15 protein-coding genes are annotated in these 17,878 nt (G+C 60.2%); 9 read left to right on the plus strand and 6 right to left on the minus strand.

The window, feature by feature from the left end; genetic code table 11:
- Positions 1 to 265: 265 nt before the first annotated feature.
- The 9 genes from IVB48_RS20630 (at position 266) to IVB48_RS20670 (ending at position 9,737) form a co-directional block, all read left to right on the plus strand.
- Positions 266 to 1,666 (plus strand): amidase, encoded by a 1,401-nt coding sequence (locus IVB48_RS20630; protein WP_247402326.1) that lies wholly within the window; start codon positions 266 to 268, stop codon positions 1,664 to 1,666.
- Positions 1,667 to 1,683: 17 nt separating this feature from the next.
- Entirely contained in the window at positions 1,684 to 2,679 is a 996-nt protein-coding gene (locus IVB48_RS20635) for an acetamidase/formamidase family protein (protein ID WP_247402329.1), read from the plus strand.
- A 57-nt stretch (positions 2,680 to 2,736) separates the two neighbouring features.
- Positions 2,737 to 3,954, plus strand: a complete 1,218-nt coding sequence (locus IVB48_RS20640) for an urea ABC transporter substrate-binding protein (protein ID WP_206736253.1) — start codon at positions 2,737 to 2,739, stop codon at positions 3,952 to 3,954.
- 97 nt (positions 3,955 to 4,051) lie between these two features.
- A complete protein-coding gene (locus IVB48_RS20645; protein ID WP_247402332.1) occupies positions 4,052 to 4,918 on the plus strand; it encodes a branched-chain amino acid ABC transporter permease in 867 nt (288 codons plus the stop codon).
- A gap of 11 nt (positions 4,919 to 4,929) precedes the next feature.
- Positions 4,930 to 6,003, plus strand: a complete 1,074-nt coding sequence (locus tag IVB48_RS20650; protein ID WP_247402335.1) for a branched-chain amino acid ABC transporter permease — start codon at positions 4,930 to 4,932, stop codon at positions 6,001 to 6,003.
- 2 nt (positions 6,004 to 6,005) lie between these two features.
- Entirely contained in the window at positions 6,006 to 6,725 is a 720-nt protein-coding gene (locus IVB48_RS20655) for an ABC transporter ATP-binding protein (RefSeq protein ID WP_247402338.1), read from the plus strand.
- Positions 6,715 to 7,440: an ABC transporter ATP-binding protein gene (locus tag IVB48_RS20660; RefSeq protein ID WP_247402341.1), complete on the plus strand. Its 726-nt coding sequence runs from the start codon at positions 6,715 to 6,717 to the stop codon at positions 7,438 to 7,440. Before IVB48_RS20655 ends, IVB48_RS20660 begins: the two co-directional genes overlap by 11 nt.
- Before the next feature lie 47 nt (positions 7,441 to 7,487).
- Positions 7,488 to 8,249 (plus strand): SDR family NAD(P)-dependent oxidoreductase, encoded by a 762-nt coding sequence (locus IVB48_RS20665; RefSeq protein ID WP_247402345.1) that lies wholly within the window; start codon positions 7,488 to 7,490, stop codon positions 8,247 to 8,249.
- A gap of 84 nt (positions 8,250 to 8,333) precedes the next feature.
- Complete coding sequence (locus tag IVB48_RS20670; RefSeq protein ID WP_247402348.1) at positions 8,334 to 9,737, plus strand: amidase; 1,404 nt, start codon at positions 8,334 to 8,336, stop codon at positions 9,735 to 9,737.
- Between the two features lie 837 nt (positions 9,738 to 10,574).
- Here IVB48_RS20670 and IVB48_RS20675 read toward each other — a convergent pair.
- From IVB48_RS20675 to IVB48_RS20700, 6 genes are all read right to left on the minus strand, one after another.
- On the minus strand, positions 10,575 to 11,267 hold the full coding sequence (locus tag IVB48_RS20675; RefSeq protein ID WP_247402350.1) for a class II aldolase/adducin family protein: 693 nt from the start codon (positions 11,265 to 11,267) through the stop codon (positions 10,575 to 10,577).
- Positions 11,264 to 12,682: an FGGY-family carbohydrate kinase gene (locus IVB48_RS20680; RefSeq protein ID WP_247402353.1), complete on the minus strand. Its 1,419-nt coding sequence runs from the start codon at positions 12,680 to 12,682 to the stop codon at positions 11,264 to 11,266. The genes IVB48_RS20675 and IVB48_RS20680 overlap by 4 nt, the downstream gene beginning before the upstream one ends.
- A gap of 6 nt (positions 12,683 to 12,688) precedes the next feature.
- Positions 12,689 to 13,696: an ABC transporter permease gene (locus IVB48_RS20685; RefSeq protein ID WP_247288226.1), complete on the minus strand. Its 1,008-nt coding sequence runs from the start codon at positions 13,694 to 13,696 to the stop codon at positions 12,689 to 12,691.
- Positions 13,693 to 14,697, minus strand: coding sequence for an ABC transporter permease (locus IVB48_RS20690; RefSeq protein ID WP_247402356.1), 1,005 nt, complete (start codon positions 14,695 to 14,697; stop codon positions 13,693 to 13,695). Before IVB48_RS20690 ends, IVB48_RS20685 begins: the two co-directional genes overlap by 4 nt.
- A complete protein-coding gene (locus IVB48_RS20695; RefSeq protein WP_247402359.1) occupies positions 14,690 to 16,174 on the minus strand; it encodes a sugar ABC transporter ATP-binding protein in 1,485 nt (494 codons plus the stop codon). Before IVB48_RS20695 ends, IVB48_RS20690 begins: the two co-directional genes overlap by 8 nt.
- Before the next feature lie 109 nt (positions 16,175 to 16,283).
- A complete protein-coding gene (locus tag IVB48_RS20700) occupies positions 16,284 to 17,285 on the minus strand; it encodes an autoinducer 2 ABC transporter substrate-binding protein (protein ID WP_247288231.1) in 1,002 nt (333 codons plus the stop codon).
- Positions 17,286 to 17,878: the final 593 nt, after the last annotated feature.

The raw sequence follows: 17,878 nt of genomic DNA on the forward strand, positions 1-17,878 counted from the left end.
CTCCTAGGGGTTACCTGCCGAACCTTGCGTGCGCCGATCTGGCCGATGACGTCCAGCTCTTTGCATTAAGTGCTTCGTTCGATTGTGGACCCCAAGCGATAGATCATAGCCGCGGCATTTGAGCCATTCGTCGCCTCATTCGGGAGGGACGGGTGGCTTTTTTCGTTTGCCGCCGGGGAAGCTGGCGATGCGTCCGCGTCGCCAGTGAGGATAGCGCATGCGTGAAGACGACCGTGTGTCACATCGAGTGGGAGGATGATAGGCGATGGCGACAACAGATCTCCACTATCTCGGACTCGTTGAGGTCGGGCGGAAGATCCAGGCGAAGGAGCTATCGCCGGTCGAAGCGACCAAAGCGATGCTCGGGCGGATCGAGCAGCTCGACGGCAAGCTCAAGAGCTTTGCTTATGTAATGGCCGACTCGGCGCGTGCCGAAGCGACGGCGGCCGAGAAGGAAATCGCTTCCGGCAAGATCAGGGGGCCGCTGCACGGCGTGCCGGTGGCGGTGAAGGACCTCTGCTGGGCAAAGGGCGCGCCTGCCGCGCACGGCATGACCATCCATCGCGACTTTCGTCCAACCGAGGACGCAACTGTCGTGGCGCGATTGAAGGAAGCCGGCGCAATCATTCTCGGCAAGCTGCAGCAGACCGAAGGCGCTTACGCCGATCATCACCCGAAGATCGACCCGCCGAAAAATCCGTGGAACGCGGATCTCTGGCCCGGCGCGTCCTCGAGCGGCTCCGGCGTCGCCACCGCGGCAGGGCTCTGCTTCGGCTCGCTCGGCACCGATACCGGCGGATCGATCCGTTTTCCGTCCGCGGCCAACGGCATCACCGGGCTCAAGCCGACCTGGGGACGAGTCAGTCGCTACGGCGCGTTCGAGCTTGCGGCGACGCTGGATCATATCGGCCCGATGGCAAGGAGCGCGGTCGACTGCGGCGCGATCCTCGGCGTGATCGCGGGTCAGGACCCCAAGGACACGACGTCCGTCCCGCTGCCCGTGCCCGACTATCTCGCTGGTCTCTCCGGCGACCTGCGTGGCGTGACGATCGGCGTCGACCGGCGCTGGACCAGCGAAGGCACCGACGGCGATGCGGCCATGGTGTTGACTGAGGGGTTGCGTGTGGCGGCCGACCTCGGCGCGAAGATCAAGGAGGTCACGTTCCCCGATCCGAAGGCGGTGATCGACGACTGGTTCCCGCTCTGCGGCATCGAGGTGGCCGTCGCGCACGAGGACACTTATCCTGCGCGCAAGGACGAGTACGGCCCGGCGCTCGCGGGCCTGCTCGATCTCGGCCGGCAGCAGTCCGGCATGGACTATCAGAAGATCGTGCTTCGTCGGGAGGCGTTTCGTGGCGCCGTCCGCCTTCTGTTCGAGTCGGTTGATCTCCTCGCGGTGCCGGCGCAGGCATTCGCGGCGCCAACCCTCGCCAAGATGGCGGCCCTCGGCGAGGACGCCTCCCTCATCTCTGGATTGCTCCGCTTTACGTGTCCGTTCGACATGACGGGAAGCCCGACCGTGACGCTGCCCGGGGGCTTCACCGCAAATGGCGGTCCGGTCGGCTTCCAGTTCGTCGGCCGTCACTTCGATGAGGCCGGCCTCGTTCGCGCAGGCGATGCGTTCCAGCGCGTTACCGACTGGCACAAGCGTCATCCCCCGATCTGAGCTGAGGAGCCGATCACATGTCCGAAGACTGGTTGAAGAGATCCATCATGGCTGAACGCGCAGTCGCCAAGGGTGCGATCGGCGCGACGCATAGTCTGACCATCGAGCAACAAGGTAGCTTCCACTACGTCTACGGTCCCTATGCCAAGCCGACCTTGTCCATCGATCCGGGCGGAGTGGTCGTCGTCGAGACGGAAGACGCCTTCGGCGGCGTGCTCACCAAGGAGAGCGACAGCCCCACGGCCAAACTGAACTTCCCCTATCTCAACCCGCAATGCGGACCGATCGCCGTCAAAGGCGCCAAGAAGGGCGATTGCCTTGCAATCTATATCCGCGATGTCGAGACGCGGGGTGAACAGCCGGCCGGAACGACCTGCATTATTCCGGAGTTCGGGGGACTTGTTGGAACAAGCTCGACGGCGCTGCTCAATCCGCCGCTGCCGGAGCGTGTGAAGAAGCTGCATGTCGACAGGAACGGCGTGCGCTGGAATGATAAGATCACGCTGCCCTACGAGCCGTTCATCGGCACAATCGGCGTCTCTCCGGAGATCGAGGCGATCTCGTCGCTGCAACCCGACTACCACGGCGGCAACATGGATCTGCCCGATGTCGCTCCCGGAGCGATCATCTATTTCCCGGTGCATACCGAGGGCGGGATGCTTTACGTCGGCGACTGCCATGCGACGCAGGGCGACGGTGAGCTCTCGGGCGTGGCGCTGGAGCAGCGCGCAACCGTCACGTTGCAGGTCGACCTGATCAAGGACTGGAGCTTCGCCTGGCCGCGGCTCGAGACGAAGGACTTCATCATGACGATCGGCAGCGCGCGTCCGCTTGAGGACGCGGCGCGTATCGCCTATCGCGAACTCGTGCGGTGGATGGCGGCCGATTACGGCTTCGACGAGATCGACGCCTACATGCTGCTCAGCCAAGCCGGCCGCATGCGGCTCGGCAACATGGTCGATCCAAAATACACGATGGGGGCATCGATCCTGAAGAATTACCTCAAGCCATGACATCCAGACGCTTTCAGAACAGGAGATATCACGATGAATTCGGGACGTAAGCTCAGAATGGTCTTGCTTGGCGCCATGCTCGGTACAGTGGCAGGCGCGAGTGTTGGTCGGGCGGCGGAACCGCCGTTGAAGGTAGGTCTGCTCGAGGACGTGTCCGGGGACCTCGCCTTCATGGGAATGCCAAAGCTGCATGGATCGCAGCTGGCAGTCGAGGAGATCAACAAAAGCGGTGGCATCCTGGGGCGACAGATCGAGCTGATTCACCTTGATCCGCAGGGCGACAACGCGCGCTATCAGGAGTTCGGCCGTCGACTGCTCAACCGCGACAAGGTCGACGTTCTGATCGGGGGCATCACCTCGGCTTCTCGCGAGGCGCTACGTCCCATCGTCGATCGCACCTCGACACCGTACTTCTACACCAATCAGTATGAAGGCGGCGTCTGTGACGCCAGCATGATTAGCATGGGCGCAGTGCCGGAGCAGCAATTCTCAACGTTGATTCCATGGATGGTCGAGAAATTCGGAAAGAAGGTCTATGTCATCGCCGCTGACTACAATTTCGGTCAAATCTCGGCCGAATGGAACCGCAAGATCATGAAGGATCTCGGCGGCGAGGTCGTAGGCGAGGAGTTCATTCCGCTCGGCGTGTCGCAGTTCGCGCAGACCATCCAGAACATCCAGAAAGCGAAGCCGGATTGGCTACTCACGATCAATGTCGGCGCTGCGCAGGATTCATTCTTCGAGCAGGCGGCTGCGGCCAACCTCAATCTGCCGATGGGATCGTCGATCAAGGTCATGCTCGGCTTCGAGCACAAGCGGTTCAAGCCGCCTGCGCTTAACAACATGCATGCGACTGCGAATTGGTTTGAGGAGATCGACACGCCGGAAGCGACCGAGTTCAAGAAGCGCTGGCATGCGAAATTCCCTGACGAACTCTACATCAACGACATGGGCTACAATGCCTATAATGCGCTCTATATGTACAAGGCGCTCGTCGAGAAAGCGAAGTCGATCAAGCTCGACGACATGCGCAAGGTGATCGCGACCGGCGATGCATGCATCGACGCTCCCGAAGGCAAGGTTTGCATCGATCCGAAGAGCCAGCACACATCACACCGCATGCGTCTGATCTCGGTCGGGCCGAAGCATGAGGTGAAGGTCGAGAAGGACTATGGGACGATCCAGCCGTACTGGCTTAGCGAAATCGGTTGCGATCTCACCAAGAAGAACGACAAGGACCAATACACGCCGAGCCATCTCCCGAAGAAATCGTGATACCTGACGGGCACGGATTTTGCTCGTATTGAGAGTCGCGTTCTGGACAAGGCCGGCGCCGTAACGATGCGGCGCCGAGATCGACAGAGGGACCAAGATGTCGGCTGAAGTATTCTCAGTATTCTATCAGTTCGCCGACGTGTTCGCGTTCCTCATTCTCTCGGCCGCAGGTCTTGCCATCGTGTTCGGTATGATGGGCGTCATCAACATGGCGCATGGCGAGTTCATCATGTGCGGCGCTTATGTCACCGTCGGCCTTGTGAATCTAGGCGTTCCGCTCGCAATTGCGCAGATCCTGGCCGCGCTCACGGCGGGGCTCATCGGTGTCGTCGTCGAGTTCCTGGTCGTGCGGCGCTTCTACAAGCGGCCGCTGGACTCTCTGCTCGCGACCTGGGGCCTTAGTCTGATCGTAACGCAATCGATGCTTCTGATCGTAGGCTCCGCGGTGCGGGGCATCGGAACGCCCGAGGGAAGTTTTGCGATCGGTGGCTATACGTTTTCGACCTATCGTCTGGTGCTGTTCGCGTGCGCGGTAGCGGTGCTGGCCGGTCTTTACATCATCTTCATGAAGACGCGATTCGGCGTGATCTCGCGCGCCACGATGCAGAATGCGGCCATGGCGAAGGCGCTGGGCGCGCGCACTGGCCGCATCTATGCGATCAGTTTCGGAATCGGCACGGGTCTCGCCGGGCTTTGCGGGGCCCTCTACGCACCAACCATGACGCTGATCCCGACCATGGGAGCGAGCTTCGTGGTCGAAAGCTTTGTCACAGTCGTGATCGGAGGGGCGAACGTGCTGCTCGGAACAGCGCCAGCGGCCGTGTTGCTGGCCATGATCCGGATGGCGCTGAACGCGAGCTACGGCCAGATCATCGGGCAGATTGGCATGCTGGTCGCTGTCATTTTGATCATTCGGATTCTGCCCGAGGGACTCTCCAGTGTTCTAGTTCGTCGTGGGCGCTAAAGGGAATTGTGATGTTGAAGCTGCTGGAAGGTCCGCAGACCCTCGGACGTGGCAAGGTCTTCTGGTCCAGCTTCCTTGTCGTGCTCGCGGCCGCGCTGACATATCCGCTGTTCGCTGATTCCTACGACGTTGGCAATTTCGCCTACTTTCTGATCTGGATCTTCATGGCGCTCGGCCTATGCTTGATGTGGGGTTATGGCGGCATGCTATCGTTCGGCCAGACCTTGTTCTTCGGCATCGCCGGCTACGGGTACGGCGTGCTCGCGATCAACATGGGCGGCGGCACAGCAACGATCGTCGCGCTGATGCTCTCCGTTGTCCTAGCGATGGTGGCGGCGGGCATCCTCGGCTATTTCATGATTTGGGGCGGTATCAGCGGCATCTTCTTCGGTATCGTGACGTTGTCCGCGACCCTCGTGCTCGCCTTCTTCCTTGGCCAAACTGCAGGGCCGGAGTGGCACATAGGCTCGGCTCGGCTCAACGGCTTCAACGGCATGAAGGGCATGGACCCGCTGACCGTGGGCGACTTGTTTATCGAAGGATCGACGCTGTACTACGTCATGATCGCGTTGATCGTGATCGTCTACCTTGCGCTGCGCATGCTGGTGAATTCCGGCATAGGCAACGTCATCGTGGCAACGCGGGAAAACCCGCAGCGTGCCGAGATGCTAGGTTACGATGTCCGAAAATATCAGCTGCTGACTTTTGTGATTGGCAGCGGCCTCGCGGGCCTCAGCGGCGCGTTGTACACGTCATGGGGGCAGTTCATCACGCCGTCCAGCATCGGTCTGCCTGCTGCGGCGATGCCTATCATATGGGTGGCTTTCTCCGGACGGAGCGATCTGACCGCGACGCTGATCGGATCGTTCCTGCTGCTGTTCGGCTTTCAGACCATCACGGTCTACAGCCAGCAGGCAGCACTCGTGTTGATGGGGGCGCTACTGCTCGCCACGGTGATGCTGGCGCCGCAGGGCTTTGTGCTCGGCATCGGCAAGCTTGCTGCCGACTGGTGGAGCGGGCGTCGGCGGCGCAAAGGGAGCCCCGTCATGGCGGAGGCTGGTCGCTTGCAATCGGAAGAGACCTGATCATGGCGCTGGTTGAAGTCAAAGGCGTATCCAAGCGTTTTGGCGGATTGACCGCAGTCTCCGACGTCGACCTCACGGTCAACGCCGGCGAGGTCCACTGCCTGATCGGACCCAATGGCGCCGGTAAGAGCACATTGTTCAAGCTGATCGTGGGTCTTTACCCGCCGAGCCAAGGCAGCATCCTGTTTGATACCGTCGACATCACGGCTGAACGTCCATATGCGCGCGTGCAGCGGGGCATGAGCATCAAGATGCAGGCTCCAAGCGTGTTCAAGGAGCTGCCGGTCCGGCAAAACATCCGGATTGCGCTCCAGGAGCGATTATCCGGTGCGGAACGCATCGCCGAGGAGGATCGCCTGCTGACTTTGCTCAACCTCGGGCCGGACAGCGAGAAGCTCGCGGGTGCGCTGTCGCATGGCCAGCAGCAATGGCTCGAGATCGGGATGGCGCTGGCGCTGAAGCCTCAGCTCCTGCTCCTGGACGAGCCGACCGCCGGCATGTCTCCGGATGAAACGTTCAAGACCGGCGAGTTGATCAAGTCGTTCAATGCCGAAGGCATGACGGTGCTTGTCGTCGAGCATGACATGGCCTTCGTGCGTCAGGTTGCCCAGCGCGTCACGGTGTTGCATCTCGGCAAGATTTTCGCGCGCGGTGATCTCAAAGGCATTTTGCAGAACGAAAAGGTCGCGCAGATCTATCTCGGTAAGACCCATGCTCACTAAACCCAGTCCCACTGACCAGATTCTCGACGTATCGGAATTGTGGGCGGGATACGGTGCCACGCCGATCCTGCAGGGCGTCACCATGTCAGTCTCGCGCGGCGAGATCGTAGGCGTGATCGGTCGTAACGGTGTAGGTAAATCGACTCTGATGCGGTGCCTGATCGGTTTGCTGCAGACATGGCGTGGCACGATCAGCTTCATGGGGCAGGACATCACAAGGCTCGAAGCCGACGCGCGGGCGAGGGCAGGCTTCGGCTACATCCCGCAGGGACGCGATGTCTTTCCGCAGATGACTGTCGAGGAAAACCTGCAGGTAGGAGAGTTGATTGGCGGTCCCGGTGGCAAGAAGCTGCCTGAACTCGTCTATGAGTATTTTCCGCGACTGAAAGAACGCCGGCGGCAGCCCGCAGGCACCATGTCGGGCGGCGAGCAGCAACAGCTCGCCATAGGCCGTGCGCTGATCGGCAATCCGTCCTTGATGATCCTGGACGAGCCGTCCGAGGGTATCCAGCCCTCGATCGTCCAGCACATCTGCGAGGCGCTGACGTCGTTTCGGAACGAGCTCGGCACCACGATCATCTTCGTGGAGCAAAATCTCGACACGATCCTGGCGATCGCCGAGCGTTGTTACATCATGGAGAAGGGCAAGATCACGCAATCGCTGGCAGGTGGCGAGGTCAACGAGGACAATGTTCGCGAGCAGCTCCTACTCTGAATGGCCACATGGCATGTTTTCAAGTCGTCAATAGGGAGGGAATGGACATGGATCTGGGACTCAAGGGAGCGAAGGTTCTCGTCACCGGCAGCACCAAGGGGATCGGCAGGGCGATCGCTGATACATTCGCGGCGGAGGGCGCGGATCTCGGAATCTGCGCGCGCAACCAGGCAGACGTCGATACCGCAGTCACCGCGATCAAGGCCAAGGGCATCGCCGCGTATGGTAGCTCGGTCGATGTCTCGCACGGTCCGGCGCTCAAGGCCTGGGTCGAGGACATGGCCTCCAAGCTCGGCGGCATTGACATCGTCGTGGCCAACGTTAGTGCGCTGTCGATCGGACAGGACGAGGAGAGCTGGGAGAAGGAATTTTCGACCGACATGATGGGTACGGTGCGGCTGGTCAATGCAGCGATGCCGTATCTGGAGAAGAGCAAGTCCGGCGCGATCGTCACCATCTCCAGCGTATCAGGCCGCGAGGTCGATTTCGCCAGCGGTCCTTACGGCACGTTCAAGGCCGCAATCATTCACTACACGCAAGGACTTGCCTTCCAGCTTGCCGGCAAAGGCATCCGCGCCAATTCGGTGTCGCCGGGCAACACCTATTTCGAGGGCGGTGTCTGGAATAAGATCAAGGACGGCAATCCGGAGCTGTACAAGAGCGCATTGGCGCTGAACCCTACCGGCCGCATGGGCACGCCACAGGAGATGGCGAACGGCGCGGTGTTCCTAGCCAGCAAGGCGGCGAGCTTCATCACGGGAACCAACCTCGTGGTCGACGGGGCCCTCACGCGCGGCGTGCAGTTCTAAGCATCGAGAGCCGCATGGTCACCGCACCGGGTCGCTTGCGGAGTAGGTGGCCGAAGCCGCTTTCGACAACAAGAAGGCTGTCAAATGTCAGCAGATCCAATTCACTACAAATCGATTATCGAACTCTCCGATCTGTTCCGCCGGGGCGAGCTGCTGCCCTCGAAGGTAACCGAGGCCATAGTGAGCCGGATCGACAAGCTCGATGGAAAGTTGCACAGCTACGCACTCGTTCTCGCTGAGCGCGCCATGGCGCAAGCGAAGCTATGTGACGCCGAGCTAGCGAAAGGCATCTGGCGCGGACCGCTGCACGGCGTGCCGATCGGATTGAAGGATCTCTGCTACACGACCTTTGCGCCGACTGCGGGCGGCACGACGATGCACGCCAAATTTATCCCGCCCTTCAACGCGACCATCGTGGACCGGCTCGAGCATGCCGGCGCCATCATACTCGGCAAGCTGAAGATGACTGAGGGCGCCTACACCAGTCATCATCCGAACGACGAGGCACCTCTCAATCCCTGGGGCGTCGACTACTGGGTCGGCTCTTCCTCAAGCGGATCGGGCGCGGCAACCTCGGCAGGCCTATGCTTCGGTTCGATTGGCACTGATACTGGCGGCTCGATCCGGTTTCCGTCCGCAACCTGCGGACTGACAGGAATCAAGCCTACCTGGGGACGCGTCAGCCGTCACGGCGTGTTTCCGCTGGCGGACTCGCTCGACCATGTCGGGCCGATGTGCCGGAGCGCGGCCGATGCCGCCGCTATACTTGGCGTCATCGCGGGCGCCGACGTGAATGATCGCACGGCCGTGCAGGCGCCGGTGCCGAACTATCTGGCCGGTATCGGTGAGGGCATCCGGGGCGTACGGATCGGCGTGGACCGCAGCTACATCCAGGACGGGGTCGATCTCCAGGTCGTCGCTGCGTTGCTGGAAGCCGAACGCACGCTGGCAGCGCTCGGTGCCGATATCCGCGAGGTCAAGTTCCCGGCCTACCAGAAGCTTGTCAGCATGTGGATCCCGATGTGTTCGATCGAAACGGCGGAGGCGCACCTGGAGACCTATCCGTCGCGAAAATCGGAATACGGCCCCGATCTGGCGCAGCTGATCGAGCAGGGCAGGTCGATGAGCGGTGTCGAAATCGCGCAGATCCATCATGAGCGACTGAAGTTCTGCGGCAGTCTCGCCGCCTTGTTCGGCGATATCGACCTGCTGCTGATCCCGACAATGCCTGTGCCGATGCCAACGCTGACCAAGATGGGCGAATACGGTGCTGATCCGAACGTGCTGCTCAGTATCCTGCGCTTCACCGCAGTGTTCGACTTCTCGGGCAGCCCCACTATCACGCTGCCGAACGGGATGGCGTCGGACGGCCTGCCGCTCAGCATGCAGTTGGTGGGTCCGCATTTGTCCGAGGATGTGCTTGCCCGCGCTGGTCATGCCTTCCAGTCGGTGACGGACTGGCATACCCGGCGCGCGCCCATCGGATGAACGGTGTCTCACGGAATATCAAGACGCGCGCGCAATCTCGTAGCCTGCGAAGGCGCCTGGAAGATAGGGCTCATTTAGCGAGTCCGAGACGAAGTGGGGTTGGTGAGCGCAGCGGTCAGTCGGCAACCGATATGGCTTGGTCGCAAATGGAGCAGTTTCGCGAACTGATAAGGAAATTGTACAAAGCTTATCAGTCTAGCGCGAAGCTCGCATCCGCCTGTCGACCGCAAGCCATTAACCGAACGACGGTCCTGGCGAGAGCCTAGCCCATCCGTCCTACATGGCTGGGAGGCGGAATGGCCTCGTATCTCAGGAAATCGGTTTACTGTCTCCCGACCGATCGTCGCTCACTGTATCTACGGCCCGGGCGTGGTCCGTCCATGCTGCCCGTGGGCGGTACGACCTCTATTCGAGATACACTGGCTCGTTATCGCTCGTCAGGTCGACGATTCGCAGTGCTTCTGAGGCCCGGTTTAGACTGCTGGAGTCTTGAATTGCGTACGCTGAACCCTCCATTCAACGGCTCGACTAGTCGTTCCGATCCACTTCCTGTTGCGCCTCCTATAGCCCATTCGGCAAATCAAGTCTCATCTGCGCCACATCCGACACTGGATCGAAGCGCTCGCAATGATGTTTCAGGCAATGGTTCGTCCATTCGGGTGGATAGGTCGAGATCAGTTCTGCGGAGCCGATTGTTCGTTCACGTCTTCTGTCCAAGGACTGCGACAGTCGGTTCAACCCGCACATCCGGACACGGCCTTCGTTCTGCGCGGGCCGGTTCTGAGCGAAGCCGCAGCTGTCCATCAAATCCAGATTCAATGTGCTGCCCCTTTCGACTCAGGTAAAGGCGCGCGGAACATCGCCGACATCGTCAAGGTCCGGCGCCTGACCGTATCCCATGCGTTTCATCTGCTCATGTACCTGCGCCATGTCAGCGTCACTGAGGCGCGGCGGCTCGCCGATAGCCAACGCATGAACATACATTTTCGCCAGCGTCTCCACTTCCACTGCAAGCCAAAGAGCCTTTTCAAACGTCTCGGCCGCCACGAGCAAGCCGTGATGGCCAAGCAGGCAAGCGTTGCGATCTTCGAGTGCCCTGAGGGCGTAGTCTGATAGTGCCTGCGTGCCGAAACAAGCATAGGGCGCACAACGGACATCGTTGCCACCCGCAACTGCGACCATATAGTGGAAGCAGGGGATGCCACGCTCGTGAACGGCGAGAGTTGTGCTGAAGGTCGAATGCGTATGGAGCACGACGTTGACGTCTTCGCGCGCTCGCAGAATATCGCGGTGAAAGCGCCATTCGGATGAAGGCCGATGGTTGCCCTGGTAATTCGCGGCAAAATCCATCGCAACAATATCTTCTGGCTGCATCCGATCATAGGGCAGACTGGTAGGCGTGATCAGCATGCCGCTTGGGATCCGGTGCGAAAGATTGCCGGATGTGCCCTGATTCAGTCCGTTTCGATTCATCTGCCTGCAGGTATCGACAATGCCTTGCCGGAGATCAGCATGAGTGTGGTCTGTCATAAGGCGGGCTCCGAGAAAGCGATCCAGGACTGATAGGCGGTGGAAAGGCCGCGCGGGTCGAACCCGTCGTTGCTAAGCGATGTGACAGCTTCAAGTACTACGCTCGAAACCGGCTGCGTACGCGAGAATCGCCGCCACAGCAGCGCAGCGCCAAGCGCCGTTCCGTGCGGTGATTGACTCACCCTGACGCTCTGCGAGGGTCGTAAGGTCGCAAGGCAACGGGCGAAGGGCAAATTCGCCGCAAAGCCACCATCGATGACTATGCATTTTGAGCTCTCGAGTGCATCAAGGCAGCGGTTTGCGCTGAACACTGCGTAGAGAAGTGCCAATGCCTGCCATTCGGCAGGCGTCTCGGGAGACGGTCCGATGACCCGTCCGCGGCGAGCCGCGCCCGGAAATAATCCGTCGTCGCCAATGAAGGAGGGGAGCGCCAGGGTCCCCTTCGACAGCAGGGCCGACAATGCGGCAAGGACGGCTGCATCAGAAGCACGATGTTCCCCGCGGATCAGGTCGTATTCGCGGCCGGTCGCGATCAATGTCGAAGGTGCATTCTCGCCATCGACATCGATATTGAGCACCATCGCGCGCGCGCGATCGAGTTTGTCCAGGGAGAGGTCGCGCTGAAATCCGATCATCCAGGTTCCGGTCGATAGGATCGAGGCATCGGCCATGCCGGCAGCCCTGTACCGAAACAGGTTGGCGTTGGAATCATGCACGCCACAGAGGATCTCGGTCGATTGCGTCAGGCCAGTGCGCCTGGCTACGGATTCCGAAACCGTCCCTAGCACCGCGCCGGCAGCGACGCGTTCGGGCAGCAGATGACTCCAACCGCGCTTGCGCATAAGAGAGGAAGGCTGATGGTGGATGAGGTCCCAGATATGGCTCTGAGCCGCAAGCTGCGAGATTTCACTGGCCGCACGTCCGCCAAGCCGCAAGGCGAAAAATTGCGCGGTGGTCAGATAGGCTTTTGCGCGGGCGAATTCCACGGGATATGCGCATTCCTGCCACAGCAGCTGCTTTCCGAGCCGCATCGCGCCTCCGATTCCGCAGAACACCTCATCGTAACCGGGCGCGATCCGGGCATATGCTTCATCAATTGCCGGCGGAGAGACAGCATCATAGTCCATCATCGGCAGCACCGGCGTATCACCGTCGACAAGAACTGCGCCGCATCCATGCGCAGCCACGATCACGGCGCCAATGGCATGGCCTCGAGACACCACGGCAAGGGTATCGAGAAGCCAATCTTCTAGCCCGGCAAGATCATAGGCGAGGTACGAGCCCTGAGTCATCGACACATTCGGAATCTCATGTTTTTCGAGCGGCCAGCCGTCATCGCTCGCCACTAGCAGCTTGATATTGGTCTTGCCAATGTCGAGAACCGCGATGGGGGGCGAGCCGATCGAACTCATCATCGCTGGCTACCGCGGCGCCTTGCCGGCGAAATGAGGAACCGCCGCGACGGCAATCAAGATTCCACCCCAGATCGCCAGCGTGAGGAATTGGCTGAGGTTCAAAAGGTTGAATGCCGAGGAGATCACTTGAAGGATGATCAGCGCAAGCAATAGCCCGCCGACTTTTCCGAAGCCACCAAACGGATCGATGCCGCCGAGGACGGCCGCGAGAATGGTGACCAGCAGATAGCTCTCGCCGTATGCCGCGTTGGCCGAATTGAAACGTGCCAACATGACCACCGCTGCTGCGCCCGCGAGCAGGCTGGAAAGCACATAGAGTTTGAGGAGAACGGCGCGGGTATCGACCCCGGAGTAGCGGGTTGCTTTCTCGTTCGAGCCGATCATGTAAACCTTTGCTCCGAACGGCGTCGCGTTCAGCATCAGCGCGACGGGCAAGGCGCAGAGCGCGAGTACGATCAGAGCAAAGGGCACCCCAAAAACCGTTCCATTGCCGATAAACACAATGGGTTCCGGAAATCCGGAGATGACGTTACCGCGCGACAGGCCGATCGCGACGCCCTTGCATAGTGTCATCGTGCCGAGCGTGGCGAGGATCGGCGAAACGCCGAGATAGGCGATGACGAAACCGTTGAGGAGACCTACCAATGCGGCCACTGCAAACCCTGCAGCGATCGCCAGCACTTGAATGCCGACCCAGGCAAAGCCCTGACTCCCTGGGATGTAGTGCGTCAGCAGGAAGGCGATGGTCAGTCCGGACAGATTGGCGGTCGCGATGATGGAGAGGTTGAGCCCACCGGATAGCAAGGCCAGCATCATTGCAAGCGAGAGGATGCCGAGTTCTGGCATCTGGAAAGCCATCGATTGGAGCGTGTTGACCGAGAAGAACCGGTCGCCGATCATAATCGCGAACGCCACCCAAAGCGCGACCAACAGCAGGGTGAGGGTGGCGACAGTGCCGCTGCCAGCGAGGCCTACCATGCGCCGGCGAAGTGAGAGGGCGGGCGCATTGCTCATCGGCGCGCGCTCCGGGTTCGCCGCTCTCGCTGCGACCAGGCGGTTGCTGAGACCGAAATGAGGATAACCAAACCGACGAAGAACGGCGACCAGTAGGACGAAACGCCCAGCAAAATGATTCCATTTTGGAGCACCGCGAGCAGTGTCAGGCCCAAAAACGTGCCGAGGACGGTGCCGACGCCCCCCATCAGGCTGGCGCCGCCCAGCACGACGGCGGCGACCACATCGAGTTCCTTGCCCACCAGCACAGTCGGAGCCACGGACTGCGCGAGTTGTGCCTGGATCAGGGAAGCGATTCCAGCCATGACACCCATGTAGCAATACACCAGTATGTTAAGGCCGAAAATGTGGAAGCCGAGTCGCTGCGCGGCATCGGCATTGCCTCCGATGGCATAGATTTGCCGGCCGATATTGGTTCGGTTAAGCAGGAGCCAGGTGACGAGAAATGCCAGCGCGAGCGCTAGGATCTGCAGGTTGACACCGTACGAGCTATCCTTGGCCCATTCGAATTCGAACCAGAAGATGCCGGTCGCAAACCAGTCAGGCAGCGAATAGATGTATTTGCCGCCAGTGAAGAAGATCAGAAGCCCATAAAAAATGTTCAGCGTTGCGACCGAAACGATGATCGATGGTATTCGAAGCTTCTGGATGAAGATTGCGTTGAGGGCACCGAGCGCACCGCCAATCCCAATTGCGATAGCGAAGACGCTGATCCAGTTCGCGCCGTAAGCATTGGCAAGCGAGAGTGTGACATATTGTGCCACCGACGCGGTCGCGGTGAATGAGATGTCGATTCCGCCGGCGATCAGCACGACCAGTAGTCCGAGCGCAAGGATGCCGACGAATGCGTAGGAGGTCAGCAGGTCGAACAGATTCTGCATGGTCAAGAATTGGGCATTCGCGAAGCCCAAGCTGGCGCAGAGCCCCAAGATTACCATCAGCAGCCAGAACTCATGGCTGCGACGAAACCTGCCGAATGATGCAATGGCCGATTCAGGCATTGACGGCCTGCCGAAGCGCGTCTTCTGAGGTGGCTGCGGCAGCCACGTCGGTTGTCAAACGGCCTTCCCGCATCACCAGCACGCGATGACTGTGATAAAGGACCTCGGGGATTTCGTCCGATATCATTAGCACCGCGACGCCGTCGCGGGCCAACCGCCGGATGATTTCATAAATTCCATCCTTGGCGCTGATGTCGACGCCCACCGTGGGACTATCGAGGATAAGCACCCGCGGGTTGGTCGCCATCCATTTGGCGAGCACGATCCGCTGCTGATTGCCCCCGGAGAGGGTCTTCACCGCGTTGGCGGGGTTGGAGACCTTGATCCCGAGTTCAGCAACCCACCGAGCAACATGGCTCTGTCGCGCGCGTGCGGCAATCAGGCCGAATGCGCCAGCCAGCCGTTCCAGCACCGTGAGCGTGACGTTCGCGGTGACAGACTGATGCAGGATGAGACCAAGCGTAAGCCTATCTTCGGATACATAGGCGATCCCTCGATCGATCGCCTCTGCATTTGTACGAAGGGCGATGGGCCGCCCGTCGAGTGCGATGGTGCCGCGATCGGGCGGCTTCATGCCGAACAGCGATAGCGCGAGTTCGGTTCGCCCCGAGCCGAGCAGACCGGTGAGACCCACTACTTCCCCCGCGCGCAACTGCAAACTTACATCCTCGTACTCACCCTCGCGGCCCAGGCCCTTAACTTCCAGCACAATTGGCCCAGCGGCAAGCTCAGGCGCCTGTATCTGATACTCGAAGGACTTGCCGGTCATCAGCTGGCTGAGCTTCCCCCCGTCGATTGTGTCTGCAGCAAAAGTACCGACTTTGGCGCCATCCCGCAGTACCGTTACGCGTTCGGCGATTTCAAGCACCTCGTCGAGGCGGTGGCTGACGAAAACGACGCAGATGCCAGTACGCTTCAGCTCGCTCACGAGCTCGATCAGGGCGTTCACCTCGTGGCGGGTCAACGATGCCGTAGGCTCATCCATGATCAGGAGCTTAGCATCCGCAGCCAAGGCCCGGCAGATCGCGACCAGCTGGCGTCCGGCAATGCTGAGCTCTGAGACTTTTGCGTCCGGGTCGAACTCAACGCCGATTTTCGCCATTGTGGCCTTCGCGGTGGCGCGCATTGAGGCCCAATTCACCGAATGAATGCCGCCAAGATGGTGCGCCATCGCGATATTCTCGGCGACGGTGAGGTTGGGAAATAGCGAAAGATCCTGGTAGATGACCTGAATGCCGCAATGCGTGGAGTAGACCGGGTTTAGTTTGGGATATTCCTTGCCGGAAATTACGATCCGGCCGCCGGGCTCCGCTGCCTCTACGCCCGAAATGATCTTGATCAGGGTCGACTTGCCGGAGCCGTTTTCACCCACCAGGCAGTGCACCTCGCCGACTTCCAGAGCGAGATCGACGCCGCGGAGCGCGTGCACGCCGCCGAAGCGCTTCGATATGCCGGACATCTCCAGGAAAGTCGCCAAAGGTTCGCCTGCAATGGACCGTTGGATCGTGCGATCACTCGAGTGGTACCGCATTCCCGACCGGAAGGCCGGGAATGCAGCGCGATGAGGCGGCTGAACCGGCTTCGGGCTAAAGCCCTCCGGCAATCAGTCCGTCGATGGTTTCCTTGTTGATGCGCATGATCTTGTCCACCTTGATCTGCTTTCCTGCAACGTCGACGGCCGCCTTGCCGAGGCCGGGTACATCGACGCCATCCGTGATGGGCTTGCCATCGAGCACGAGTTTGGCCACCGCGACCATCGCGTAACCCGCATCGGTGGGATTCCACAGAAATCCTTCGCGGATCGTATCATCCGCGATAAGCGACTTCGCCTGGCTTGGCAGCACGGTGCCGACAACGGCGATCTTCTTGCCAAGACGTTGCTGACGCACAGCATTTCCAGCCCCGATTGGTCCATTCGAACCGAAGCCGAGAATACCACGCAAGTTGGGATAGGCCTTGATCACGTCGAGCGTCGTGCGCTGGCTGGTGTCGATCTCGTCGGCCCCTGGGAAGCGGTCAGCGACGAGCTTCATTTTCGGAAAATTCTTCTGCTGGTAGGCAATCGCGGCATCGGCCCATTTGTTGTGAAGCGGCGTCGTAAGAGTCCCGACATAGACTACATAATCACCTTCGCCGCCCATGTCCTTGGCGAGACGTTCCATCTGCACCTCGCCGAAGCGAACGGAGTCGATCAATTCCACATTCCAGTCACGGCCTTCCTGTTCCGGACCCTCATGCGTAATGACCTTGATTCCGGCGGCTTGGGCACGCTTCAGCACGGGCTCGCAGACTTTTACATCAAGCGGCACCAAGCCGATCACGTTGACCTTCTTGGCAATCAGATCCTCAAGGAGCTTTACTTGCTGTGCCGGATCGACGTTCGCCGGGCCCACCATGGTGGCATTAATGCTGAAATCCTTCGCACCCTTCTGGATTCCCTTTTCAAGTGCGTTGAACCACGGAATTCCCGCGATCTTCACGACCGTGACCATTTCCTTTTGGGCTTGCGCAAAGGCAAAGCCCGGAATACCGGCACTGGCCAACGCGGCCGTGCCGCCGATCAGCTTGAGCGTCTGGCGTCTGTCCATTGTTCCCTCCCAGGAAATTATCTTGGATTCCGCACCCCTGACCTGGCAGTGGCCGGGTGGGGCCGTCGACCCTATTCTTGCTGGAGGCAGAAAGTTATTGCCTGTCCAACCGCAGGACCTCGAAGCAGATTAGAGACTGGCGCTCCAGAACGTGTCAAGCAAGTGACATGCTCGCCAGCCACCATCGCAGTGCGATAACTAGTCTGGCTTCAAGCTGCTGAGTGAGCTGCAGCGATCGATCAGCATCCCTACAGCCATCACGTCAGCGAAGGAACGCCCACGCCATCCCGCCGGACGAAAGCAAACAGTCCCGGCCCTGGCTTCAGAACCCACCAGGTCGGCTGCGCACAGCGATTCACACTTTTCTCTGATCTCTGAGTGTCATTTTTTCGTCACCGTGTGGGTGCGCGCGCGAAGGGCCGGCATGGCGAGCTTCGCCGTTGCACAATCCCTTGCCGGCCACGACTATCTGACTGTCATCGTTACGTTTTTAGCTTCCCGTAATCGTCATCGTCCGACCGTTCGTTCACATCATTTTTCGCGCTCGGGCGCCTGCCCTCCGCTTGTCAGCATCGCGGGTCGCATGCCATCCT

Origin of the sequence: Bradyrhizobium sp. 76, assembly GCF_023073025.1 — a bacterium.
In the GTDB taxonomy this organism is placed as follows: domain Bacteria; phylum Pseudomonadota; class Alphaproteobacteria; order Rhizobiales; family Xanthobacteraceae; genus Bradyrhizobium.